Below are 26915 nucleotides of genomic sequence, written 5' to 3' on the forward strand. Positions count from 1 at the left end.
CGGTCAGTGGTGCGTCACCGCTCCCGCCGGGGTGGCGGGGATGTCCGCCGACCGCTCCGCCTTCGCGCCGGCCAGCCGGCGCAGCAGGACGTAGAAGACCGGAGTCAGCACCAGACCGAACAGGGTGACGCCGATCATGCCGGCGAACACCGCCACACCCATGGCGTGCCGCATCTCCGACCCGGCGCCGGTGGAGGTCACCAGCGGCACCACGCCCATGATGAAGGCGATGGAGGTCATCAGGATCGGGCGCAGGCGCAGGCGGCTGGCCTCGATGGCGGCTTGGATTGTGCTGCGGCCCTGCTCCTCCAGTTCGCGGGCGAACTCGACGATCAGGATGGCGTTCTTGGCGGACAGGCCGACCAGAACCATGAAGCCGATCTGGGTGAAGATGTTGTTGTCGCCGCCGGTGATCCACACGCCGGCAAGGGCCGACATCAGGCTCATCGGCACGATCATCAGGATCGCCAGCGGCAGGGTCAGGCTCTCGTACTGCGCCGCCAGCACCAGGAAGACCAGGAGGATGCTGATCGGGAACACCCACAGCGCGGAGTTGCCGGCCAGGATCTGCTGGTAGGTCAGGTCGGTCCACTCGAACCGCACGCCGCGGGGCAGGGTCTCCGCCGCGATGCGCTCGGCCGCCGCCTGCGCCTGACCGGAGGAGAAGCCCGGCGCCGGCCCGCCGTTGATGTCGGCGGCGGTGTAGCCGTTGTAGCGCACCACCATCTCCGGCCCGTAGCTGGGCGACACCCGGACCAGCGAGGACAGCGGCACCATGTCGCCGCGGTCGTTGCGGGTCTTCAAGAGGCCGATGTCGCCGGACTCCGCCCGGAAGGGCGCGTCCGCCTGCACCCGCACCTGGTAGACGCGGCCGAAGCTGTTGAAATCGTTGACATAGAGCGAACCCAGATAGATCTGCATGGTGTCGAACACCTCGCCGACCGACACGCCCTGCTGCTTGGCCTTCACCCGGTCGAGGTCGACGTCCAGCTGCGGCACGTTGATCTGGTAGCTGGAGAAGGTCGGCCCCAGCTCCGGCGTCTGCATCGCCTTGGCGACGAAGGCGCCGACCGCCGCGTTCAGCGCCTCGTAGCCCAGCGCGCCGCGGTCCTCCAGCTGCATCTTGAAGCCGCCCAGCGTGCCGAGGCCCATCACCGGCGGCGGCGGGAAGATGGCGACGAAGGCCTCCTTCAGGCCGGCATAGCGCATCTGCAGGGCGCCGGCGATGGCGTTGGCCGACAGGGCGGCGTCGCCGCGCTCGGCGAAGGGCTTAAGCGTGACGAAGACGATGCCGGCGCTGGAGCTGTTGGTGAAGCCGTTGACCGACAGGCCGGGGAAGGCGACCGCGCTCTGCACTCCCGGCTGCTTCAGCGCGATGTCGGTCATCTCGCGGATCACCGCCTCCGTGCGGTCGAGCGAGGCGCCGTTGGGAAGCTGGGCGAAGCTGATGAGGTATTCCTTGTCCTGGGCCGGGACGAAGCCCATCGGCACCGCGCGGCCGAGCAGGACGGTGGCGCCCAGCAGCAGCACATAGACCAGCATCATCATGCCCTTGTGCCGCACCACCCCGCCGACGCCGCGGCCATAGCCGGTGGAGGCGCGGTGGAACACCCGGTTGAACAGGCGGAAGAAGCCGCCGAACACCCGGTTCATGGCGCGGGTCAGCCAGTCCTGCGGCTGGTCATGGCCGCGCAGCAGCACCGCCGACAGGGCCGGCGACAGGGTCAGCGAGTTGAAGGCGGAGATGACGGTGGAGATCGCGATGGTCATCGCGAACTGCTTGTAGAACTCGCCCGACAGGCCGGTCATGGCCGCCAGCGGCACGAAGACGGCAACCAGCGTCAGGGCGATGGCGATGATCGGCCCGCTGACCTCCTGCATCGCCTTGTAGGTGGCTTCCTTCGCCGACAGGCCGGACTCGATGTTGCGCTCGACATTCTCGACCACGACGATGGCGTCGTCCACCACGATGCCGATGGCCAGCACCATGCCGAACAGCGACAGCGCGTTGATCGAGTAACCCAGCAGAAGCATGAGGGAGAAGGTGCCGACGATCGACACCGGCACGGCCAGCAGCGGGATGATCGACGCCCGCCAGGTCTGCAGGAAGACGATGACCACCAGTACCACCAGGGCGACGGCTTCCAGCAGGGTGTGGATCACCGCTTCGATGCTCGACCGCACGAACTGGGTCGGGTCGTAGACGATGCTGAAATCGACGCCGTCGGGCATGTCGGCCTTCAGCTCCGCCATCGTCGCCCGGACATTGTCGGCGATGTTCAGCGCGTTGGCGCCCGGCGCCTGGTTGATCGCCAGCGCCACCGCCGGCTTGTTGTCCAGCAGCGACCGCAGGCCGTACTGCGCCGCAGCCAGCTCCACCCGCGCCACGTCGCGCAGGTAGGTGACGCCGCCGTCCTTGCCGATCTTCAGGACGATGTTGGAGAATTCATCGACCGTCTTCAGACGGCCCTGCGCGTTGATTGACAGCTGCAGCGGCGTGGTCGGCAGGCTGGGGGAGGCGCCGATGACGCCGGCCGCGACCTGCACATTCTGCTCGCGGATCGCCGCCACCACGTCGGACGCGGTCAGCCCGCGCTCCGCCACCTTGTTGGGGTCGAGCCAGACGCGCATGGAATAGTCGCCGGCACCCCACACCTGCACCTCGCCGACGCCCTGGATGCGGCTGAGCCGGTCCTTGACGTTCAGGATGGCGTAGTTGCGCAGGTAGGTCATGTCATAGCGGTCGTTGGGCGACAGCAGATGCACGACCATGGTCAGCGTCGGCGAACTCTTCACCGTCGTCACGCCCAGCCGCTGCACATCCTCCGGCAGGCGGGGCAGGGCTTGGGAGACGCGGTTCTGCACCAGCTGCTGCGCCTTGTCCGGATCGGTGCCGAGCCGGAAGGTGACGGTCAGCGCCATGTTGCCGTCGCTGTTGGCCTGCGACTGCATGTACAGCATGTTCTCGACGCCGTTGATCTGCTCCTCAAGCGGCGCGGCGACGGTCTCGGCGATGACCTTGGGGTTGGCGCCCGGATATTGCGCCCGGACGACGACGGAGGGCGGAACCACCTCCGGATATTCGGAGATCGGCAGCTGGAACAGCGAGATCGCACCCGCCAGGAACAGCGCCACGGACAGGACGCCCGCGAAAATCGGGCGGTCGATGAAGAATTTCGAGATGTTCATGACGGCTCTCCCGGCGGGCGTGGATCATTGCGCCGTGGATGCGGTGCGGATGGGTTCCGGCGTGCCGTTCATCGCGACCATGCGCGGGGTGACGCGGCTGCCGGGGCGGGCATGCTGCAGGCCGTTGACGACGATGCGCTCGCCGGGCTCCAGCCCGCTCTTCACCACCCGCAGGCCGGATTGATGGGCTCCGGTGACGATGGCGCGGTAATTGACGGTGCCGTCCTCCGCCACCACCAGGACGAACTTCTTGTCCTGGTCGGTGCCGATGGCGCGGTCATCCACCATCAGCGCGTCATGCGGCTGGCTGCCGCCGACCTTGATGCGGGCGTAGAGGCCGGGGACCAGCAGCCCGTCGGCATTGTCGAAGCGGGCGCGCACGCGGATGGTGCCGGAGGCGGCGTCCATCCGGTTGTCGACATGCTCCACCGCGCCGTCGCGGGAATAGCCGGCCTCGTTGGCGAGCCCCAGCTGCACCGGCACGCCGGCCGCGTCCTTCACTCCGGCGATGTGGGTCAGGTAGGTCTGCTCATCCACGTCGAAGGAGGCGTAGATCGGCGAGACCGAGACCAGCGTGGTCAGCGGCGCCGCCGCGGCGCCGGCAGCCACCACGTTGCCCACCGTCACCTCGGCGCGCGACACGCGGCCGGAGACCGGGGCGCGGACCTGGGTGTGTTCCAGGTCGATGCGGGCGATCTCCAGCGCCGCCTGGGCCGCCTTCAGGTTGGCGGCGGCGGACCGGGCCTCGTTCTCCTTGCTCTCCAGCGACTGGCGGGAAATGGTGTCGTCGCGGACCAGCCGCTGGGCGCGCTCCAGGTCGGAGGCGGTGAAGCGGACGCGGGCCTGGGCGGCGGCGACCTGGGCTTCCTGCCGGGCGACCTCCGCCGCGAAGGGGCGCGGGTCGATGGTGAACAGCACGTCGCCCTGGCGGACCAGCGCGCCGTTGCGGAAATGCACGGCGGTGATGGCGCCGGCCACCTGGGGACGGACCTCCACCCGGTCGACCGCTTCCAGCCGGCCGGAATAGGACTGCCAGTCCGTGATCTTGCGCACTACCACCGGGGCGACGTCCACCTCCGGCGGGGGCGGGGCGGCTGCCGCCGTCTGCGGGGCGTCGGCATGGCCCTGGCTGACGACGATGCCGGCGGCGCCCGCCGCGGCGACCCCGGCGATCAGGAGAAGGGCGAGTTTGGAACGTGACTTGGTCATGGCGTCTGTCTCCGGAACAGGAGGAAAATGTCAGGCGCGCGTGGCGGGCAGCCGGCGGCGCAGGAAATCGGTGACGGCCTGCAAAGCCGGCCGGTGGCCGGGCAGGGCGTCGTGCGAGATGGCGGGAAAGCGGGTGACCTCGGTCGGCACGCCGGCGGCGATCAGGCCGGCGGCATACTGTTCGGCCTCGGTGCGCAGCATGTCGTTCTGGGCAGTGACGATCAGGGCCGGCGGTAGCCCGGCCAGCCGACGCGATTCCAGCGGGGCGGCGTAGGGGTGCAGGCGCTGCGCCGCCTCCGGCAGATAGGCGCGGTAGCAGCGGGCGCAGTCGGCCATGGTGCTGTCGAACAGGCGGGCCGTGGTGGCGGCCTTCCCGCCGTCCTTCCAATCGGCGTCGCCGATCCCGCCGCGGCTGGCCCGCGTCAGGCTCGGGTCCAGCATCGGGCCGAGCAGCGCCTGTGCCGCAAGGCTCACCCCGCCCAGATCGCGGGCGAGGAAGGTGAGGGAGGTGGCGACATGGCCGCCGGCATCATAGCCGACGACGCCCAGCCCGCCGCGGGCGAAACCGAGCGAGCGTGCCTCGCCGGCGGTCCACAGCGCCGCGCGGTAGGCATCCTGTGCGGCGGTGGGGAAGGGGTGGGCGGGGGCCAGCGAATAGCCGACCGACACCACCAGGGCCGGGGTTTCGGCGGCGATGGCCGACGCCGTCTCCTCCGCCTCCTCCAGCGAGCCGGAGGTGAAGCCGCCGCCATGCAGATAGAGCAGCGCTGGAACCGCCAGCCCGATCAGCGGCCGGTAGAGCCGCAGCCGGATGTCCTGGGCATGGCCGGCGATGGTCCGGTCATCGACGGCGAAGGGGCAGGGCGCCATGCCCAGTGCCCCGCCGCGCTCCGCACCCGTCCCTTGTGTCCTTGCCGACCGTCCCATCGCCGTCCGGTGCCGTGGCACCCCTCCCGCATTGCAGTGCGGTGGAGTGTGGCTCCCATAGGCACACGAATAAATACCGGGTCAGCGGCAACACAATTCGGCTGGGACGAACAATCGCCGGCCATTGGTCGGGCGGGACCGGCGCCCCCGGTCCTCACCGCTCGTTGAAGCTGTCCGACAGGGCGAAGTAGATCGGCTTCAGCAGATATTCCAGCAGCGACCGCTCGCCGGTGGTCATCTCCACCTGGGTGGTCATGCCGGGCAGCACCGGATGCCGGACGTCGTCGCGGCCGACATGGTTGCGGTTCAGCGCGATCACCGCCTTGTAGTAGGGGCGGTGCTGCTCGTCCAGGAAGGTGGTGGCGGAGATGCGCAGCAGCTTGCCGGTGACGGCGCCGTAGCGGGCGAAGTCGTAGGTCAGCACCTTGACCGTCGCCTCCTGCCCGACATGCAGATGGCCGACGTCGCGCGGGGTGACGTGCGCCTCCACCGTCATCTCATGGTCGACCGGGACGATCTGCATCAGGACGCCGCCCTCCGGCACCACGGCGCCGACGGTGTTGACGCGCAGGTCCTGCACCAGCCCACGCACCGGCGACAGAACGGTCAGCCGCTGGGAACGGTCGTCCAGCTTGGCGCGGGCCTCGCGCAGCTGGGCGATCTCGGCGGTGACGGTGCCCATCTCGGTCACCGCGTCCTGCGCCAGCTTGGCCGTCTGGTCGAGGATGCGGTTGCCGGCCTCGGTGATCGCCTGCTGGGTGGCGATGATCTGCCCCTCGATCCGCCGCTGCTCGCCCATCAGGCGGGACTGCTCGCGCTGGGTTTCCAGCGACTGCAGTTTGGACGACAGGCCCATGGATTCCAGCTTGTTGCGGATGTCGACCGAACCGGTGATGAAGGTGATCTGGTCCTTGATGCTGGCCAGCTGGCCCTCGTACAGCGCCAGTTCCGCCTCGCGCTGGGAGACCTGGGCGCGAAGCACGGCGATGGCGGTGTCGCGGGCCTGGCGCTGGGTGTCGTAGATCAGGCGCTGGTCGGCGATCTGCGCCTCCGCCTGCGGCGTGTCGGCGCCGGTGACGCGCACAAAGTCCGGCTCCCGCCCGGCGGCGAAGGCGCGCAGCCGCTCCGCCCGCAGCTCCAGCGTCAGCAGGCGGGCGTTCATCTGCTCCCGCTCCGCCTGGACCTGCTTGGGGTCGAAGACGATAAGGGGCTGGCCGGCCTCCACCAGATCGGTCTCCTTCACCAGGATGGTGGACACGATGCCGCCTTCCAGATGCTGGACGACCTGGGCGTTGCCGGACGGCACCACCTGCCCGGCGGTGACGACGGCCTCCTTGACCGGCATCAGCGTGGCCCAGGCCAGCAGCGCCGCCATCAGCAGGACCAGCACGACGATGGTGGCGCGGACCAGCGACAGCGTCGCATCGTCGGCGCTGAGCGATTTGCCGGTGGGGCGGGCGAGGTCAGAAGCAGCGGCCATGATGCGGTTCACACGGGATCGGAGAGGAATGGGGAAGGCGGATCAACGCTGCGGGTTGGCGGCGACGCCGGGCGGGCGTTGCAGCCCGATCCCGCCCAGAAGCGCCCCGGCGATGCCATTGGCGACGCTGTTGCCGCCCGCCGGACCGGCGCCGGGGCCCGACCCCGGGCCGACCGGACGCGGACCGGGCAGGCCGCCGGCCGGGCTGGCGGGGGCGATCATGCCGGCGTCCATGGTCAGCACCGTGTCGGCCAGCGTCAGGTGGCTCGGCCGGTGGGTGACCAGGAAGATGGTGCTGTGCCCGCGCAAGGCCGACAGCGCCGCATGCAGGGCCTTGTCGCCCTCGAAGTCCAGCCGGCTGGCCGGCTCGTCGAGCAGCAGGATGCGCGGGCGGCGGATGTAGGCGCGGGCAAGGCAGATCTTCTGCGTCAGGCTGGGCGACAGGCGCAGCGACTGGTTGTCGCCGATGCGGGTGTCGAGGCCGCGCGGCAGCGCCTCCACCTCATCCAGGGCGCCGGCCAGCGACAGCGCCCAGCGCAGCTCCGACACGTCGGCGGTCTGGTCGGCGAAGCGCAGGTTCTGGGCGATGGTGCCGTAGAACAGGGTGCTGGCCTGCGGGACATAGCCGATGGACTTGCGCAGGTCGATCGGGTCCATCTGGCGGATGTCGACGCCGTCGATCCGCACGTTGCCGGCCTGCGGCGCATAGAGCCCCAGCATCACCTTCAGCAGCGACGACTTGCCGGCACCGTCCGACCCGACGATGGCGACGATCTGCCCCGGCTTGACGGAGAAGGACACGCCGACCAGTGCCGGGTCGGCATCGTTGCGGTAGCGCAGCGAAACGCGGGAGAAGGACACCTCGCCCTTCAGCTTGCGCGGCTGCAGGGTGGCGCAGCGCGGCTCGCGCTCCGGCCGGATGCTCATCAGGCCGTTGATCTGGCGGGCGTTGGCGCGCAGTTGCTCAATGCGCGGCAGCATGGAGACGGCCGTCTGCAGCGGCACCATCACCCGCCACAGCAGCATCATCGACGCCATCAGCGCACCCGGCGTCATCGCACCGGTGAAAACCTGGAGCGCGCCGACGCCGACGGTCGCCAGCCCGGCGACCGGCACGACGAGGCCGGCCAGCGCCGCGTGGGTGGCCGACAGGTTGGCGGCGGTGTGGCCCGACCGGGCGGTGCGGGCGGACAGACGGTCGTAACGGTCGCGCCAATGGGCCAGCCCGCCGATGGCGCGCAGGGCCGGCATCTTGGCGACCATCTCCACGAAGAATTCCTGCCGCTCGGTGTCGGCGCGGGCGGTGGTCGCGGTGCGGGCGCGCACCAGCGGATGGACGGCGGCGCCGATGGCGGCGGTGATCAGCACGGCGGCCAGCGGCACCAGCGCCAGCGGCCCGCCCAGCACCGCCATCACCCCCAGATAGAACAGGGCGAAAGGCACGTCGAACAGGGCCGCCACCTGCCCCTGGCTGATGAAATCGCGGATCGATTCCAGATCCTTCACCCGGGCGATCTGCGTGCCGATGGCGGCGCGCTCGCTCATGCCCACCGGCAGCATCAGGATGCGGTCGATGGTGGCGTTGCTGATGGTGCGGGCGATGCGCGACCCGGCATGGGCCAGCGCCCGGCCGCGGATCTGGCGCAGGGCGAAATCGCCGCCGATCACCAGCAAGGCGCCGACGGCGATGGTGGCGAGCGTGTCGAAAGACCCGGTGCCGATCACCTTGTCGTAGATCGCCATGGTGAACAGCGGGGCGGCAACCGACAGCAGGTTGATGACGGCGCTCAGCCCCAGCACGGCCCACAGCAGCGGGACATAGCCCTGGATGACCGTGCCGACCCAGTTCTGCGTCCCGGCACCGGCGGCCGTCGCCTCCAGCGGGGTGAAGACATAGGCGGTGCCCTTGCCGAAGTTCAGCGTCACCGTCTCGCGCGACCGGCCGCTGAAGGCGACCACCCCGTCGGCGTCGGCGGACAGCAGCGTGTAGACGCCGCCGTCGCGGCCGCGGAACAGGCAGGGCATCAGCGACGGGTCCGGCCGCGCGAGGTCGATGCGCAGGCTGCGCCCTTCGAAATGCAGGCGCTGGAGGACGTCGCACAGCTCCTCCACCGTCTGCACCTCGGAGAAGTGGGGCAGGGCCTCCGCCAGGGTCTGCGGGGCGCCGCGCCAGCCCAGCGCATCCAGCAGCGGCACCATGCAGGCGCCGACCGCCGAGGCTTCCGCCAGCCGGCGGCGCAGGATGTCGCCGTCGTCATGGGCGGCACGGATGGGTTCGGCATCCGGCGCAGTGGGCCCGCCGACAGGCGGTGTGCCGGGATTGGACGCGACCAGGGCGGGCTGGCCGCCCGCGGCGTCGCCGCCTGCCGGGCTGCGGCTGACCGCATGGCCGTCAACGATCTGCACCACCCGGTCGGCCAGCGTCAGCAGCGACGGGCGGCTGGTGACCAGCAGGATGGTGACGCTGCCGCGCAGTTCTTCCAGCGCGCGGCGGAACAGCTTGTCGGATTCGGTGTCGAGGGAGGAGTTGGGCTCGTCCAGCAGCAGCACCGCCGGTTCGCGGACCAGGGCGCGGGCAAGGCAGATCATCTGGCGGGCGCCGCGCGGCAGCGCCTCCTGCGAGGCGTCGCCGACGATGGTCTCGTAGCCCTGCGGCAGGCTGGCGATGCGGCGGTCGAGGCCCAGGCGCCGGCAGACCTCCATCGCCAGATCGGCCCGGCCGGGATCGAACAGCGTCAGGTTCTGCAGGATGGTGCCTTTGAACAGTTCCGGATGTTCGCCGACATAGACGACGCCGCCGATGCCGATCATGGCGTCGGTTTCGGTCCGGCTGCGCACCCCCACCCGCACCTCGCCGGAGCTGGGCCGCAGCACGCCCAGGATCAGGCGCAGCAGGGTCGTCTTGCCGGTCGAGTTGGTCGCGACCACGCCCAGGAACTCGCCCGGCCCGACGCTCAGCGACAGGTCGCTCAGGATGTCCGGGCCGCGGTCGTAGGCGAAGCGCACCTTGTCCATCTCGATGGTGCCGGGGACGAGCGAATGCGCCACCGCCCCGCTGCTCCCCCTCGTCCGCGCCGCGCAGCGCGCCGCCGTCCGACCCGACCTCCAGCAGGACATGGCCGATGCGGCGCAGCGACAGCGACACCGACTGGTAGCGCACCCAGCGGTCGAACAGGGCCTGCACCGGCTGGACGCAGCGTCCGGCCAGCATCGAGCAGGCGGTGAGCACGCCCGTGGTCATCATGCCGTCGATGACCGACACGCTGCCCAGGATGACCACCAGCATCATCGTCGCCTGCGACAGGGTGGTGGCGACGACGGAGGCGGAGCCGCTCAGCCGGGCGACGTTGAAATCCTCCTCGCTGCAGCCCTGCTGCAGGCGCTCGTGGCGGCGCAGCAGGCCGGCCTCGGCCCCCAGACCCTTCACCGTGTGGACGCCGCCCAGCACCTCGCTGATGAAGTTCAGGCGCCGTTCCTCCAGCACATGGCGGTTCTCCAGCGCCCGGCGCATCCGCCGGCCCAGTAAGGCGCCGACCAGCAGGAACAGTGCCAGCACGCCCAGCGGAATCAGCACCAGCCAACCGGCCAGCAGCGCGATCAGGCCCAGGTAGAGCGCCGCGAAGGGGATGTCGATGGCCGATTGCAGCGCTTGGCCGGAGTAGAACTCGCGCACCATCTTGATGGCGCGGTAGACCTCGAAATGCGTGCCGATCCCCTGCTGGGAGAAGGCGTTCAGCGGCATGTGCATCAGCCGGTCGATCAGCGACGCACTCGACCGATGCTCGATCCTCGCGCCCATCCAGGTGGTCAGCGCCGAACGCGCCACCCGCAGGATCGCCTCCATCACCGCCGCCGCCCCGCAGCCGATGCCGAGCAGCAGCATGGTGCCGTAGGATTCGTTGGGCAGGATGCGGTCGTAGACGTGCAGCAGCGTCACCGGCAGGGCCAGCCCGAAGACGTTCAGCGCGAAGGAGGCCAGCACCAGCATCGCCCGGTCGCGGCGCGGCCCCAGCATGCCCGACAGCAGGCGGCGCGCAGCCTTCTCGGCCGCCCGGTCGCGGGCGGCGGCGGATTTGACCGAATCGGTCTTCGCCGCTTTGGAAGCGGCGGACTGTTCGATGCGGGTGGCGGACGGGGATACGGGCTGCAAAACGACCAACCTGTGCACAGGGTTAACCCAGCAGCCAATCAACAGCATAATTGCTAGTGATAGGTAAATCGACGAATAGCAACAAAAGGCAACCGAGTGACAAAGCTTCCTGCGCGCAGCCCTTTCGAAACTGCGCAAAAGAGGTGATAAACCGTTATGCCGCAACGGTTTTTAGATGTATGCGCACATATGGATGCGGGGGTGGTGCAGGGGGCGGCATCAGCCAAGCTGTTGAAAATCATCACAGGAAGTTTCTTATCACAAGCAAGTAGGAGCGCTAGAACCTAGGGTCGTGACGAGTAGCGTGGCGCGATTTTGCACCCGACTTATGGAGCGGTCCGATGGCTGAGGAAGCGGTTCAGGGCAACACCCCGGCGGTCGACGACCGTCAGATCCTGGACGACCTGACCCTCCTGCAGCAGGTCGATGCGACCCGGCTGGACGGTGTGATCCACGAGGCCAGCTCCGTAGAGCTTCAGCGGCCGGACGATACGCTGGGCTATGTCCAGACCGATTATCGCGGCGCCGAGGATCTGATGATCGGCGGGGCCGTGCAGTCCGGCGAGGTGGTCGGCGAGTCCGTGGCGGTGGCGACCGACCAGGCGGCGGTGGCGTCCTTGCTGGCCGGCGACGTGCTGCGTACGGATGGTACGCGAGGCTCCGGTCCGTCCGGCCCGGACGGGTCTGGGATTTCCACGGAGGAGCGCCGCGAAACGGTCGCCGAGACGGTGGAGCGGGTGGAACTGCTGTCCAACGCGCGCACCACCACCGCCTTCACGGAACTGCCGGCCTTCCCGTCCGACATCCCCGTTCCCGAGACGCCCGACCAGATCCTCAGCGACGGGACCCTCCCCGCCATCGACGCACCCGTGCTTGCCCAGGACGGGGCGGAGGCCGCCGGCGACCAGCCCGTCGCGGGGACCGCGGCCCCAGTGTCGGACACGCCGAACCTGACGGTGAACGGAGTGTCCGGCGACGAGGACACGGCCATCGCCCTGAACATCGCCGCAGCCCTGACCGACACCGGCGGGACGGAGGTGCTGACCGTCACCCTGTCGGGGATTCCCGACGGCGCGGTCCTGCGCGACTCCTCCGGCACCATCCTGGCGGTGGTGAACGGCACCATCCTGCTGACCTCCTCGCAGCTGCCCGGCCTGACCCTGACGCCGCCGCCGAACAGCGGCGACAGCTTCACCCTGACCGTCACCGCGACCAGCACCGACGGCACCGCCGCTCCCACCAGCGTCACCGCCACCCTTCCGGTCACCGTCAACCCGGTGTCCGACACGCCGACGCTGAGCGTCGCCGCCACCACGGGGGCGGAGGACACGGCGATCCCGCTGGCCATCACCTCTGCCCTGACGGACACCGACGGGTCGGAGACGCTGAGCATCACCATCAGCGGCATCCCCGCCAGCGCGGTCCTGACCAATGCGGCCGGCGAGGCGCTGGTCATCGCCAACGGCTCCATCACGCTGGCGCCGGGCCAGCTCGCCGGGCTGGCGATCACGCCGCCGCTGAACAGCGACGCCGACTTCACCCTGACGGTGACGGCGACCAGCACCGATGGCACCGCGACGCCGGCCAGCACCAGCGCGCCGCTGCTGGTCACGGTCAATCCGGTCTCGGACATGCCGACCCTGGCCGTCTCGGCGGCGAGCGGCAGCGAGGACACGGCGATCCCGCTGACCATCAACCCGGCCCTGACCGACACCGACGGGTCGGAGACGCTGAGCATCACCCTGTCCGGCATTCCGGACGGGGCGGTCCTGCGCAATGCCGCCGGCACGCTGGCGGTGGTGAACGGCACCGCGACCCTGACCCCGGCGCAGCTCGCCGGCCTGTCGATCACGCCGTCGAACAACAGCGATACCGACTTCACCCTGACGGTGACGGCGACCGCCACCGACGGCACCGCCGCTCCCGCCAGCGTCACCGCCACCCTGCCGGTCACCGTCAATCCGGTGTCCGACACCCCGACGCTGACCGTCGCCGCCACCACTGGGAACGAGGACACCGGCATCCCGCTGGTCATCGACCCGGCCCTGACCGATACGGACGGTTCGGAGTCGCTGAGCGTCACCATCAGCGGGATTCCGGTGGGCGCCAGCCTGCGCAACACCGCCGGCGATACGCTGACGATCAGCAACGGCACCATCACGCTGGCGCCCGGCCAGCTTGCCGGGCTGAAGATCACGCCGCCGCTGAACAGCGACGTCGACTTCACGCTGACCGTGACCGCCACCGCCAGGGACGGCGGGGCCGATCCCGCCAGCACCAGCGCGCCGCTGCGCGTTACGGTCAACCCGGTGACCGACACGCCGACCCTGAGCGTTCAGGCGGTGACGGGCAACGAAGACACCGCGATCCCGCTGACGATCAACCCGGCGCTGACGGACCTGGACGGGTCGGAGACGCTGACGATCACCATCGCCGGTGTTCCGGCGGGGGCGACGCTCAGCGCCGGCACCTCCGTCACCCAGGCTGACGGCACCACCACCTGGACCCTGACTCCGGCGCAACTGACAGGGTTGACCATCACGCCGCCGCTGAACAGCGACGTCGATTTCGACCTGACCGTCACGGCGACCGCCAAGGACGGTGTCGCCGCGCCGGTTTCGGTCAGCGAGACCCTGTCGGTGACGGTTAACGCGGTGTCGGACACTCCGACCCTGAGCGTCCAGGCGGCGACGGGCGACGAGGACACGGCGATCCCGCTGACGATCAGCCCGGCCCTGACCGACACCGACGGCACGGAGGTGCTGACCGTCACCATCGCCGGCATTCCGTCCGGCTCCAACCTCGCCAACGATCTGAACGGGGTGCTGACGGTCACCGGCGGTTCGATCACCCTGACGCCCGGGCAGCTTGCCGGTCTGAAGATCACCCCGCCGTTGAACAGCGACGCCGATTTCACCCTGACGGTGACCGCCACCGCCAAGGACGGCACGGCGGTCGAGGCGACCAGGACCGAAGCGCTGCTGGTGACGGTGAACCCGGTGTCCGACATGCCGACGCTGACGGTGCAGGCCGTCACCGGCAATGAAGACACGGCCATCCCGCTGACGATCAACCCGGCGCTGACCGACACCGACGGGTCCGAGACGCTGACGATCACCATCGCCGGGGTTCCGGCGGGGGCGACGCTCAGTGCCGGCACGTCGGTCACGCAGGCTGACGGAACCACCACCTGGACGTTGACCCCGGCCCAGTTGACCGGCCTGACCATCACGCCGCCGCTGAACAGCGACGTGGATTTCGACCTGACGGTCACCGCCATCGCCAAGGACGGCACCGCGACCGAGGCGACCAAAAGCGAGACCTTGCGCGTCACCGTCGATCCGGTGACCGACAGGCCGACCCTGACGGTCCAGGCGGCGACCGGCAACGAGGACAGCGCGATTCCGCTGGTCATCAACCCGGCCCTGACGGACACCGATGGTTCGGAGACGCTGGCGATCACCATCGCCGGGGTTCCGGCGGGGGCGACGCTCAGCGCCGGCACCTCCGTCACCCAGCCGGACGGCACCACCACTTGGACTCTGACTCCGGCGCAGTTGGCCGGGTTGAAGATCACACCGCCGACGAACAGCGACGTTGATTTCGACCTGACGGTGACCGCCACCGCCAAGGACGGCGTCGCCGCCGCCGTCTCCGTGACCGAGACCCTGCGCGTCACCGTCGATCCCGTTTCCGACACGCCGACGCTGACGGTCCAGGCGGTTACCGGCAATGAAGACACCGCCATTCCGCTTACGATCAACCCGGCGCTGACGGACACCGATGGGTCCGAGACGCTGACGATCACCATCGCCGGGGTTCCGGCGGGGGCGACGCTCAGCGCCGGAACCTCCGCCACGCAGGCCGACGGCACCACCACCTGGACCCTGACCCCGGCGCAGTTGACCGGGCTGAAGATCACGCCGCCGTCGAACAGCGACGTCGATTTCACCCTGACGGTCACCGCCATCGCCAAGGACGGCACAGCCGCCGCCGCGACCAAAAGCGAGACCTTGCGCGTCACGGTCGATCCGGTGACGGATACGCCGACGCTGATCGTCCAGGCGGCGACCGGCAACGAAGACACGGCGATCCCGCTGACGATCACCCCGGCGCTGACGGACCTGGACGGGTCGGAGACGCTGACGATCACCATCAGCGGGATTCCGGCCGGCGCCAGCCTCAGCAACGGCGCGGGCGATGCGCTGGTTATCGGCAACGGCTCGATCACCCTGACCCCGGCGCAGCTGGCCGGGCTGAAGATCACACCGCCGCTGAACAGCGACGTCGATTTCGACCTGACTGTCACCGCCACGGCCAAGGACGGCGTCGCCGCACCGGTCTCGGTGGCACAAACCCTGCGCGTTACCGTCGATCCCGTGTCCGACACGCCGACCCTGACGGTGCAGGCCGTCACCGGCAATGAAGACACGGCCATCCCGCTGACGATCAATCCGGCCCTGACCGACACCGACGGGTCGGAGACTCTGAGCATCACCATCGCCGGCGTTCCGGCGGGGGCGACGCTCAGTGCCGGCACGTCCGTCACGCAGGCTGATGGCACCACCACCTGGACGCTGACTCCGGCACAGCTTGCCGGGCTGACCATCACGCCGCCGACGAACAGCGACGTTGATTTCACCCTGACGGTCACCGCCATCGCCAAGGACGGCACGGCGGTCGAGGCGACCAAGAGCGAGACGCTGCGCGTCACGGTCGATCCGGTGTCCGACACGCCGACGCTGACGGTGCAGGCCGTCACCGGCAACGAAGACACGGCGATCCCGCTGACGATCAACCCGGCGCTGACCGACACCGACGGGTCGGAGGTGCTGACCATCCGCATCAGCGGCATTCCCGCCGGTGCCACGCTGGCGAACACGCTGAACGGGACACTGACCGTCGCCAACGGTTCGATAACCCTGACGCCCGAGCAGCTCGCCGGCCTGAAGATCACCCCGCCGCTGAACAGCGACGTTGATTTCGATCTGACCGTCACTGCCATCGCCAAGGACGGCACGGCTGTCGAGGCGACCAAGAGCGAGACCTTGCGCGTCACCGTCGATCCGGTGTCCGACACGCCGACCCTGACGGTTCAGGCTGTCACCGGCAACGAAGACACCGCGATCCCGTTGACCATCAACCCGGCCCTGACCGACACCGACGGGTCGGAGGTGCTGACGATCCGCATCAGCGGCATTCCCGCCGGTGCCACGCTGGCGAACACGCTGAACGGGACGCTGACCGTCGCCAACGGTTCGATCACCCTGACGCCCGAGCAGCTCGCCGGCCTGAAGATCACCCCGCCGCTGAACAGCGACGTTGATTTCGATCTGACCGTCACTGCCATCGCCAAGGACGGCACGGCTGTCGAGGCGACCAAGAGCGAGACCTTGCGCGTCACCGTCGATCCGGTGTCCGACACGCCGACCCTGACGGTTCAGGCTGTCACCGGCAACGAAGACACCGCGATCCCGTTGACCATCAACCCGGCCCTGACCGACACCGACGGGTCGGAGGTGCTGACGATCCGCATCAGCGGCATTCCCGCCGGTGCCACGCTGGCGAACACGCTGAACGGGACGCTGACCGTCGCCAACGGTTCGATCACCCTGACGCCCGAGCAGCTCGCCGGGCTGAAGATCACCCCGCCGCTGAACAGCGACGTCGATTTCGATCTGACGGTCACCGCCATCGCCAAGGACGGCACGGCTGTCGAGGCGACCAAGAGCGAGACCTTGCGCGTCACCGTCGATCCGGTGTCCGACACGCCGACCCTGACGGTTCAGGCTGTCACCGGCAACGAAGACACCGCGATCCCGTTGACCATCAACCCGGCCCTGACCGACACCGACGGGTCGGAGGTGCTGACGATCCGCATCAGCGGCATTCCCGCCGGTGCCACGCTGGCGAACACGCTGAACGGGACGCTGACCGTCGCCAACGGTTCGATCACCCTGACGCCCGAGCAGCTCGCCGGCCTGAAGATCACCCCGCCGCTGAACAGCGACGTCGATTTCGATCTGACCGTCACCGCCATCGCCAAGGACGGCACCGCCGCCGCCGCGACCAAGAGCGAGACCTTGCGCGTCACCGTCGATCCGGTGACGGATACGCCGACCCTGACCGTGACCGCCGCGACCGGCAACGAAGACACTGCCATTCCGCTGGTCATCAACCCGGCCCTGACCGACACCGATGGTTCCGAGACGCTGACGATCACCGTCGCCGGGGTTCCGGCTGGGGCGACGCTCAACGCCGGCACATCGGTCACGCAGCCTAACGGCACGACCACTTGGACTCTGACTCCGGCGCAGCTGGCCGGGTTGAAAATCACACCGCCGTCGAACAGCGACGTGGATTTCGACCTGACCGTGACCGCCACGGCCAAGGACGGCGTCGCCGCCGCCGTGTCCGTGACCGAGACCTTGCGCGTCACCGTCAACCCGGTGTCGGACACGCCGACGCTGACGGTGCAGGCCGTCACCGGCAACGAAGACACGGCGATCCCGCTGACGATCAACCCGGCGCTGACCGACACCGACGGGTCGGAGGTGCTGACGATCCGCATCAGCGGCATTCCCGCCGGTGCCACGCTGGCGAACACGCTGAACGGGACGCTGACCGTCACCAACGGTTCGATCACCCTGACGCCCGAGCAACTCGCCGGCCTGAAGATCACGCCGCCGCTGAACAGCGACGTGGACTTCACGCTCAGCGTCACCGCCGTCGCCAAGGACGGCAGCGCGGCGGAGGCCACCAGGACCCAGAATCTGGTGGTGATCGTCGATCCCGTCACCGACACCCCGACGCTGGACGTCACCCCGGCGAGCGGCAACGAAGACACCGCCATCGCGCTGAACATCGCCTCGGCCCTCACCGACACCGACGGGTCGGAGACGCTGAGCATCGTCATCAGCGGCATTCCCGCCAGCGCCACGCTGACGAACACGCTGAACGGCACGCTGACCGTCACCAACGGCTCGGTCACCCTGACCGCCAGCCAGCTGGCCGGATTGAAGATCACCCCGAAGAAGGACAGCGACGTCGATTTCACCCTGACCGTCACCGCGACCGCCAAGGACGGGAGCGCTGCCGCGGTCGCCGTCCAGAAGACGCTGGCTGTCACCGTCGTCGCGGTGGCCGATACGCCGACGGTCACCGTCACCAACGTCAGCTACAACCTGTCGGGCGGGCAGAACGATTCCCTGACCGGCACGGCCGGCAACGACACGCTGTCGGGCGGTGCCGGCAACGACACCATCCTGGGCGGCGGCGGCGACGACGTCATCTATGGCGACGGCACCGGGACCTTCACCACGTCGCTGACCATCGGCGCCGCCGTGACGGACATCGACGGGTCGGAGACAATCTCCAAGGTGACGATCTCCGGCGTGCCGGCCGGCGCCAGCCTGAGCGCCGGCACTTATGTGACGGAAGCCAACGGCACCACCACCTGGACCCTGACCCCGGCCCAGCTGACCGGCCTGAAGCTGACCGCCAAGGAAGGCGACGGCACCCACCCGATCACCCTGACCGTCGTCTCGACCACGGTGGAGGCGGAGAACGGCAGCACCGCGGACGGCGCGGCGAAGACGCTGACCGTCAGCTTCAGCGGCACGCCGCAGGGCAACGACAGCCTGGACGGCGGCGACGGCAACGACACCATCTTCGGCGGCGCCGGCAAGGACACGCTGATCGGCGGCCTGGGCGACGACAGCCTGGACGGCGGAACCGGCGACGACCTGCTGGCCGGCGGTCCCGGCAACGACACCATCGACGGCGGCGACGGCAACGACACGGTGACCTACGCCGCCTCCGCGGGGCCGGTGAACGCCAACCTGACGACCGGCGTCGGCACCGGCGACGGCACCGACGTGCTGCGCAACCTGGAGAACGTCACCGGCTCGGCCTTCGACGACGTCATCACCGGAAACAGCGTCGCCAACATCCTGATCGGCGGCGACGGCAACGACACCATCACCGGCGGGGCCGGCATCGACACCATCCGGGGCGGGGCGGGCGACGACCTGTCGATCTTCACCGTCGGCACCGACGGCGGCACCTCGACCAATCCCGAACTTCAGGACGGCGACACCGGCATCGACACCTTCCGGGTGATGCTGACCGGCAGCCAGCTGTCGGACCCGGCGATCCTGGCCGACCTGCGCACCCTGCGCGACCGGATCGAGACGGCGGCGGCCAGCCCGACCGCGGCGACCAACGACACCGACGTCGCCAACGCCGCCACGCTGACGGCGCTGGGCATCAAGGTGGCGGATTTCGAGAAGCTGGAGCTTTACGTCGACGGCCAGCCGGTCAGCGTCCGCACGGCGCTGAACTATGCCCCGTCCGCCACGGCGGCCACGACGGCGACGAACGAGGACACGGCCGTCACCGGCACCCTGCGGGCGACCGACCAGGACACGGCCAACGGCCGCACCGACGATACGCTGACCTACAAGGGCCCCGGCGACGTCGGCCAGCCGGTGCGCCTGTCGCACGGGACGCTGGTGGTGAATGCCGACGGCAGCTTCTCCTACACCCCGGACCGGGATTTCAGCGGGACCGAGACCTTCACCTTCACGGTGACGGACGCCTATGGCGGCACCTCCACCGCCGTGCAGACGATCAAGGTCGCCCCGGTCGCCGACCCGTTCCAGATCACCACGCTGGATGCGCGCGGCAACGAGGATGCGGCGGGCGGCATCGTCCTCGCCCCCACGATCACGCTGAGCGACGTCGACGCCGCCAGCCCGGAGAAGGTGGAAAGCATCACGCTGCTGATCCCGTCGGCCCAGCTGGATGCCGGCGGCGCCACGCTCACCCTCAACGGCGTGCTTCTGACGCGCGGCGGCCCCACCGGCGGCAACTACAGCTGGACCATTCCGACCAATGCCCTGGTGGCCGACGGCACCACGGCCGGCGTCTGGAAAATCCAGGGGCTGAAGATCGTCACCGATCCCGATTCCGACGCCGACCTCAGCTATACGCTGAAGGTCGGGACGGTCGATGGCAGTGGCGCCACCGCGAGCCGCCGCGAGCAGACGGCGACCGGCACCATCACCGTGGACGCCGTCGCTGACGCGCCCACCGTCACGGCGGCACCGGCCGCGACGGACGAGGACACCTCGGTCGCGCTGGTCATCACGCCCACCCTGACCGACACCGACGGGTCGGAGAGCATCAGCCGGATCACCATCACCGGCGTGCCGGCGGGGGCGACCCTCAGCGCCGGCACGTCCGTCACCCAGCCGGACGGCACCACCACCTGGACGCTGACCCAGGCCCAGCTGGCCGGCCTGCGCCTGACGCCGCCGCGCGACTTCTCCGGCAGCATCACGCTCGGCGTCGTCGCCACCTCCGAAGAGAGGGAGAACGGCTCCACCGCCAATTCGGCCGTGGCCAACCTGACGATCACCGTCACCGGCGTGGCCGACGCCCCCATCGTCACCCCCCAGGCGGCGTCGGGGCTGGAGGACAGCGCCATCGCGCTGGCCATCGACGCCCGGCTGTCCGACCTGACCGGCGAGACGCTGGACCACATCACCATCACCGGCGTGCCGGAGGGTGCGAAGCTGTCCGCCGGCACCCACAACGCCGACGGCAGCTGGACGCTGACTCCGGCGCAGCTGAGCAACCTCAGCTTCACGCCGCCGTCCAACTATTCCGGCGCGGTGACACTGCAGATCACCGCCACCTCGGTGGAGGGCACCACCACCGCCACCTCGGCGCCGGTGTCCCTGGTCGTGACCGTCAATGCGGTGGCCGACACGCCGCTGCTGACGGCCTCCGACGCGGTGGGGCGCGAGGATACCGCCATCCCGCTGTCGGTGGTCGCCGCCCTGACCGACCGCGACGGGTCGGAGAGCCTCAGCATCCTGGTCGGCGGCGTGCCGGCCGGCGCGACGCTGAACCATGGCCGCTACGACGCCGCGCTGGGCAAATGGGTGCTGACCCAGGCCGACCTGACCGGCCTGACCATCACCCCGCCGGCCAACTCCAACACCGGCTTCAACCTGACCTTCACCGCGCGGGCGACGGAATCCTCCAACGGCAGCATTGCAGATGCCGCCCCGGTGACCGTCCATGTCGAGGTGCAGGGCGTCGCCGACGCCGTGACGCCGAACGGCACCCTCAGCGCCCGCGGCGACGAGGACACGGCGATCAACCTGCGCCTCGGCGATCTGGTGATGCTCGACAATGACGGGTCGGAGCGCCTGTCGCTGGTCATCAGCAACCTGCCGGCCGACTCCTGGCTGTCGCTCGGCGCCGGGCACGAGAGCGGGCTGGTCTATCTCGGCAACGGCCGCTGGTCGGTGGATGTCGCCTACCGCGACGAGCTGACCCTGACGACGAAGAAGGACTTCGCCGGGACCGTCTCGCTGAAGGTGGACGTCATCACCACCGACAGCAACGGCGCGCCGATCATAACGGTGAACGGCGTGACCTCGGGCGGGGTGCTGAAGGACACCCGCGACCTGATCGTCACCGTCGATCCCAAGGCGGACGAGCCGAAGGTCTCCATCAGCGCCAGCGCGCTGGAGGATGCCGTCGGCGGCATTCCGCTGACCATCTCGGCGCTCACCAGCGACATCGACAATTCGGAGCAGATCTCTGCGATCGTCATCTCCGGCCTGCCGTCCTGGGCGACGCTGACCAGCACGGATGCCGGCGCGCTGACCGCCAACGCCGACGGCAGCTGGACCGTCGATCCGGCCAAGCTCGGCAACCTGCGGCTCATCGTGCCGCAACACCGGGCCGACGATTTCACCATCACCGTCAAGGTGACCGTGACGGACGGCACCGACAGCCTGACCAAGACCTACACCCCGACCGTCACCATCACCGCCGTGGCCGACGCGCCGGTGTCGAAGGCCGCCGATGGGTCTTTCGAGGCCTATCACGTCGACGACCAGTCGACCACCGGCGTGCCCACCGGCATGGTGCTGAACCTGAACGCCTTCCTGCAGGATACCGACGGGTCGGAAAGGCTGGCGGTCACCATCACCGGCGTGCCGAAGGGCACGGTGCTGTCGCACGGCCTCGACAACGGAAACGGCGTCTGGACGCTGACGCCGGACGATTATGCCGCGGCGCTGGCGGCGGGCGGGCTGAAGCTGACGGTGCTCGACGCCAATGCCGCCGGCATCACGCATGCGACGGTGAGCGACAACGGCCAGAGCTTCGACCGCGGCAGCATGACGCTGACGGTCAAGCCCTACAGCATCGAAAGCGAGGGCGACCGCAACACCAGCGTGTTCGACAGCTTCGTGCTGAGCTGGACCACGCCCGCCTCGACCGGCGGGAACACCGGAGGAAACACCGGCGGAAACACCGGGGGGAATACCGGTGGCAACACCGGCGGGGGCACCGGCGGCAACGATGGCGGGAACACGGGCGGGAACACGGGCGGCGGCACGTCCCCCACTCCCTTGGACCCCAGCGTCGGCAGCAAGCGGCCGGCGGCCGTCACCACCGCGGAGGATACGGCGGTCGCTCTCGGCATCGAGGCGGGGCTGGCGGACTGGCAGGACGTGTCCACGGTCACCCTGTCGGGCATCCCGGCGGGCGCCAGCCTGACCAACGCGGCGAATGAGACGCTGACCATCGTCAACGGGTCGATCACGCTGACCAAGGCGCAGCTGGCCGGCCTGACCCTGACGCCGCGGGCCGACAGCGACGCCGACTTCCAACTCGGCATCGACGTGGTCTCGGGCTCCTCCGGCGCCCACACGACGCTGACGCAGGCGGTGACCGTCACCGCCGTCGCCGATGCGCCCCATCTGACCGTGCAGGCGGCGTCGGGGAACGAAGACACCGCCATCGCGCTGAACATCGCCGCCGCGCTGGCCGACACCGACAATTCGGAAATCCTGGCGAGCGTCGTCATCGCAGGCGTGCCGGCGGGCGCCACCCTGTCGGCCGGCTACCTGGACTCCAGCAACGGCAACTGGGTTCTGACCAAGGATCAGCTTGCCGGGCTGAAATTCACTCCGCCGGCCGACGCCAGCGGCAGCTTCCAGCTGACCGTCACTGCCGTCTCGCGCGAGACCAGCAACGGCGACCGCGCGACGACGACCAAGACCCTGACCGTGGACGTGGCGCCGGTCAGCGACGCGCCCGCCATTTCCGCCAGCTCGGTCACGGCGCAGGAGGACCACGCCGCCAGCCTGTCGATCTCCGCCGCGGTCACCGATCTGGTCGGCACCGGGGAGGTCATCACCGCGCTGAGGGTGACGGTTCCGGCCGGCTTCACCCTGTCGGCGGGCACGTCGCTCGGCAACGGCGTCTACGACCTGACCGGCCTGTCCGCTGCGCAGCGGGCCGCCCTGACCTTGACGCCGCCGGCCAACTTCGCCGGCACCGTGACGCTGACCGTCGATGCCGCCGCCAAGGACGGCACCGCCGCGGAGGCGTGGTCGACCAAGACCCTTGCCGTCACCTACACGGCGGTCGCCGACGCGCCGCTCGTCACCGTCAACAACGCCACGGGGGCGGAGGACACGGCCATCGCGCTGGACGTGTCGGCCAGCCTCGTCGACACCGACGGGTCGGAGACGATGGCGGTCATCCTGTCCGGCCTGCCGGCCGGCGCGGTTCTCAACAAGGGCTCCAACAACGGCGACGGCTCCTGGACGCTGAAGCCGTCGGAGCTGTCGGGCCTGACCGTCACGCCGCCGCGCAACTTCTCGGGCGGCATGGACCTGACGCTGACCGCCACCAGCCTGGAAAGCTCCAACAAGAGCACGGCTTCCACCACCGCCGGCATCCATGTGGACGTGACGCCGGTCGCCGATGCGCCGACCGTCATCGTTGCCAACGCCTCGGGCAGCGAGGACACGGACATCGCGCTGAACCTGACGGCGGCCCTGGTCGATACCGACGGGTCGGAGACGATGGCCATCGTCCTGTCCGGCCTGCCGGCCGGCGCGCTGCTGATCGATGCCGGCGGCAACACCCTGACGCCCAGCGGCGGCGCGGTCAGCCTGACCGCGGCGCAGCTGACCGGGCTGAAGCTGCGGCCGCCGGCCAACGCCGCCACCGACTTCAACCTGACCCTGACCGCGACGGCGACGGAGAGCGTCGGCGGCGCCACCGCCACCACCAGCCAGCAGTTCCGCGTCAGCGTCGATCCGGTCGCCGACCAGCCCATCGTCACCGCCGGCCCGCTGACCGGGACGGAGGACACCGTCCTGCCGCTGAACCTGTCGGTCGCGCTGTCCGACACCGACGGGTCGGAGCGTCTGGGCCTGCTGACCATCGCCGGCGTGCCGGCCGGCGCGCTGCTGTCGGCCGGCACCCGCAACGCCGACGGCAGTTGGACCCTGACGCCGGCCCAGCTGAACGGCCTGACGCTGACGCCGCCCGCCAACAGCGACGAGGCCATCACCCTGACCGTCACTGCCGTCAGCATCGAGTCCAACGGCAGCACGGCGACCAAGGTGGTGACCGTGCCGATCACCCTGAACGCGGCGTCCGACACCCCCACCCTAGCCGTCGCCGCCGCCGCCGGGAACGAGGACACGGCCATCGCGCTGACGATCACCCCGGCGCTGACCGACACCGACGGGTCGGAAGTGCTGACGATCACCATCAGCGGCATCCCGAGCGGAGCGAGCCTGACCAACAGCGCGGGGGACACGCTGACCATCGCCGGCGGCAGCATCACCCTCACTCCGGGCCAGCTTGCCGGTCTGGCGATCACCCCGCCGGCCAACAGGGACGATGACTTCACCCTGACCGTCACGGCGACGGCGACCGACCGGAATGCCCTGCCGGTCAGCACCAGCGCGCAGATGCAGGTGGCCGTCGCGCCGGTGACCGACACCCCGACGCTGAACGTCCTGCCCGCCACCGGCGACGAGGACACCCCGATCGCGCTGTCGATCGCCGCGCTGCTGGGCGACACCGACGGGTCGGAGACGCTGACGATCACCATCAGCGGCATCCCGAGCGGCGCCACCCTGTCCAACAGCGCGGGGGACACGCTGACCGTCGCGGGGGGAAGCATCACCCTCACTCCGGGCAAGCTCGCCGGCCTGGCGATCACGCCGCCGCACAACGACGACGGCGATTTCACCCTGACCGTCAAGGCCACCGCCAAGGACGGCGCCGCCAGCGCGGTCGAGGTGAGCAGGACACTGTCGGTAACGGTCAACCCGGTGTCCGATGCCCCGACCCTGACCGTGGCGCCGGCAACGGGCAACGAGGACACGGCGATCCCGCTGACCATCGGCTCCGCCCTGACCGACGCTTCGGAGACGCTGAGCATCACCATCAGCGGCATCCCCGCCGGTGCGCAGTTGGCTAACACCGCCAACGGCGCGCTGACCGTCGTCAACGGCAGCGTCACCCTGACCGCAACCCAGCTAGCTGGCCTGAAGATCACGCCGCCCTCGAACGACGACAGCGACTTCACCCTGACCGTCACCGCGACATCCACCGACGGCGGTGCCGCCCCGGCCTCCGTCGTGGCGCAGCTGCCGGTCACGGTGACCGCCCTGTCCGATGCGCCGACCCTGGCTCTCCAGCCCGCCGCTGGGTCGGAGGACAGCAGGATCCTGCTGTCCATCGCCCCGGCGCTGACCGACCCGTCGGAGACGCTCACCGTCACCATCGGCGGCATTCCGGCCGGCGCCAGCCTGTCGAACGCGGCCGGCGAGACGCTGACCCCGGCCAACGGCTCGATCACGCTGACGCCCGGCCAGCTGGCGGGGCTGGCGATCACGCCGGCACCGGACAGCGGCAACAGCTTCGTCCTGTCGGTCACCGCCATCTCGAAGGACGGCACCGCTGTGGCGGCCACCACCTCCGGCACCCTGGCGGTGACGGTGACCCCGGTTGCCGACACTCCCGACCTGACGGTGGTCTCCGCCGTCACCGGGAACGAGGACACGGCGATCCCGCTGACGATCACCGCCGCCTCCACCGACGGCGACGGGTCGGAAACGGTGACGGTGCGGATCACCGGCGTGCCGAACGGCGCCAGCCTGAACCACGGCACCCACAATGCCGATGGCAGCTGGACCCTCACCACAGCACAGCTGGCGGGCCTGACCTACACCCCGGCGGCCGACGCGACGGGAGCCGTCACCCTGTCGGTCACCGCGACCGCCCGGGACGGGGCCGACAGCGCCACGGCGACCGAGACCCTGACCGTGACGGTCGATCCGGTGAACGACAAGCCGACACTGGCCGCCGCCCACACGACAGCCGTTATCGCCACCGGAGTTGCCGGCCATTCGCCGGTCGCCGCAGACGCGACGGTCGCCGACGTGGACAGCAGCACCATGTCCGGCATGTCGGTCCGCATCGCCGCCGGCTCCCATACCGGCGACACGTTGACCCTGGCCGGCCTCGTCATCGACACCGATCCGGCCACCGGCCACAGGACCGTGTCGGGCACCGGGATCGAAATCAGCTGGAACGATGCCACCCACCAGCTGTCGCTGGCCGGCAACGCCTCCACCGCCACCTACACCGACATTCTTCGCCATCTGGCCCTGTCCCCCGGCGGCAGCGGTGCGCGGACGCTGGAGGTGACGGTCAGCGACGACCAGGGCCTGTCCAGCGACCCGATGGCGCTGGAGGTGCTGGTTTCGGGCAGTGCCACCATGACCGGAAGTGCCGGCGCCGACATCCTCTATGCCGGCAGCGCCACCGCCAGCATGGCGGGCGGCGACGGCGACGACCTGTTCATCTTCGCTCCGCGCAACGGCGACCTGACGATCAACGGCGGCGTGGGATGGACCGATGTGGTGGAGGTCGGCGCCTTCGTCGCCAATGCCGGCGGCAACTGGCTGCAGCAGCTCGACGCCCAGGGGGTTGCCTACACCGTCGACCCCTCGGGCCATGGCCTGACCTTCGCCACCGAGACGACGGTCACGCTGGAGGACCAGAACAATCACCATCTGGTCCTGCAGAACATCGAGAGGCTGACATTCTGACGCGGAGGGG

6 protein-coding genes and 1 pseudogene are annotated in these 26915 nt (G+C 69.7%); 1 reads left to right on the forward strand and 6 read right to left on the reverse strand.

Annotated elements, in window-relative coordinates; genetic code table 11:
* Positions 1-3: 3 nt before the first annotated feature.
* From AB8P05_RS23430 to AB8P05_RS23455, 6 genes and pseudogenes are all read right to left on the reverse strand, one after another.
* Positions 4-3189, reverse strand: a complete 3186-nt coding sequence (locus AB8P05_RS23430) for an efflux RND transporter permease subunit (RefSeq protein WP_472761098.1) — start codon at positions 3187-3189, stop codon at positions 4-6.
* A 24-nt stretch (positions 3190-3213) separates the two neighbouring features.
* On the reverse strand, positions 3214-4398 hold the full coding sequence (locus AB8P05_RS23435; protein ID WP_472761099.1) for an efflux RND transporter periplasmic adaptor subunit: 1185 nt from the start codon (positions 4396-4398) through the stop codon (positions 3214-3216).
* A 30-nt stretch (positions 4399-4428) separates the two neighbouring features.
* Positions 4429-5268 carry an alpha/beta hydrolase gene (locus tag AB8P05_RS23440; RefSeq protein WP_472761100.1) on the reverse strand — a complete coding sequence of 280 codons (840 nt, stop codon included), beginning with the start codon at positions 5266-5268 and terminating at the stop codon, positions 4429-4431.
* A gap of 211 nt (positions 5269-5479) precedes the next feature.
* Complete coding sequence (locus AB8P05_RS23445) at positions 5480-6805, reverse strand: HlyD family type I secretion periplasmic adaptor subunit (RefSeq protein ID WP_472761101.1); 1326 nt, start codon at positions 6803-6805, stop codon at positions 5480-5482.
* Between the two features lie 42 nt (positions 6806-6847).
* On the reverse strand, positions 6848-9853 hold the full coding sequence (locus tag AB8P05_RS23450) for a peptidase domain-containing ABC transporter (protein ID WP_472761102.1): 3006 nt from the start codon (positions 9851-9853) through the stop codon (positions 6848-6850).
* A gap of 211 nt (positions 9854-10064) precedes the next feature.
* Positions 10065-11003, reverse strand: a pseudogene (locus AB8P05_RS23455) (ABC transporter transmembrane domain-containing protein); the annotation flags it as partial.
* Positions 11004-11296: 293 nt separating this feature from the next.
* Here AB8P05_RS23455 and AB8P05_RS23460 point away from each other — a divergent pair.
* Positions 11297-26905 (forward strand): beta strand repeat-containing protein, encoded by a 15609-nt coding sequence (locus AB8P05_RS23460; RefSeq protein ID WP_472761103.1) that lies wholly within the window; start codon positions 11297-11299, stop codon positions 26903-26905.
* Positions 26906-26915: the final 10 nt, after the last annotated feature.

This window comes from Azospirillum sp. VT-I1, from assembly GCF_055698305.1.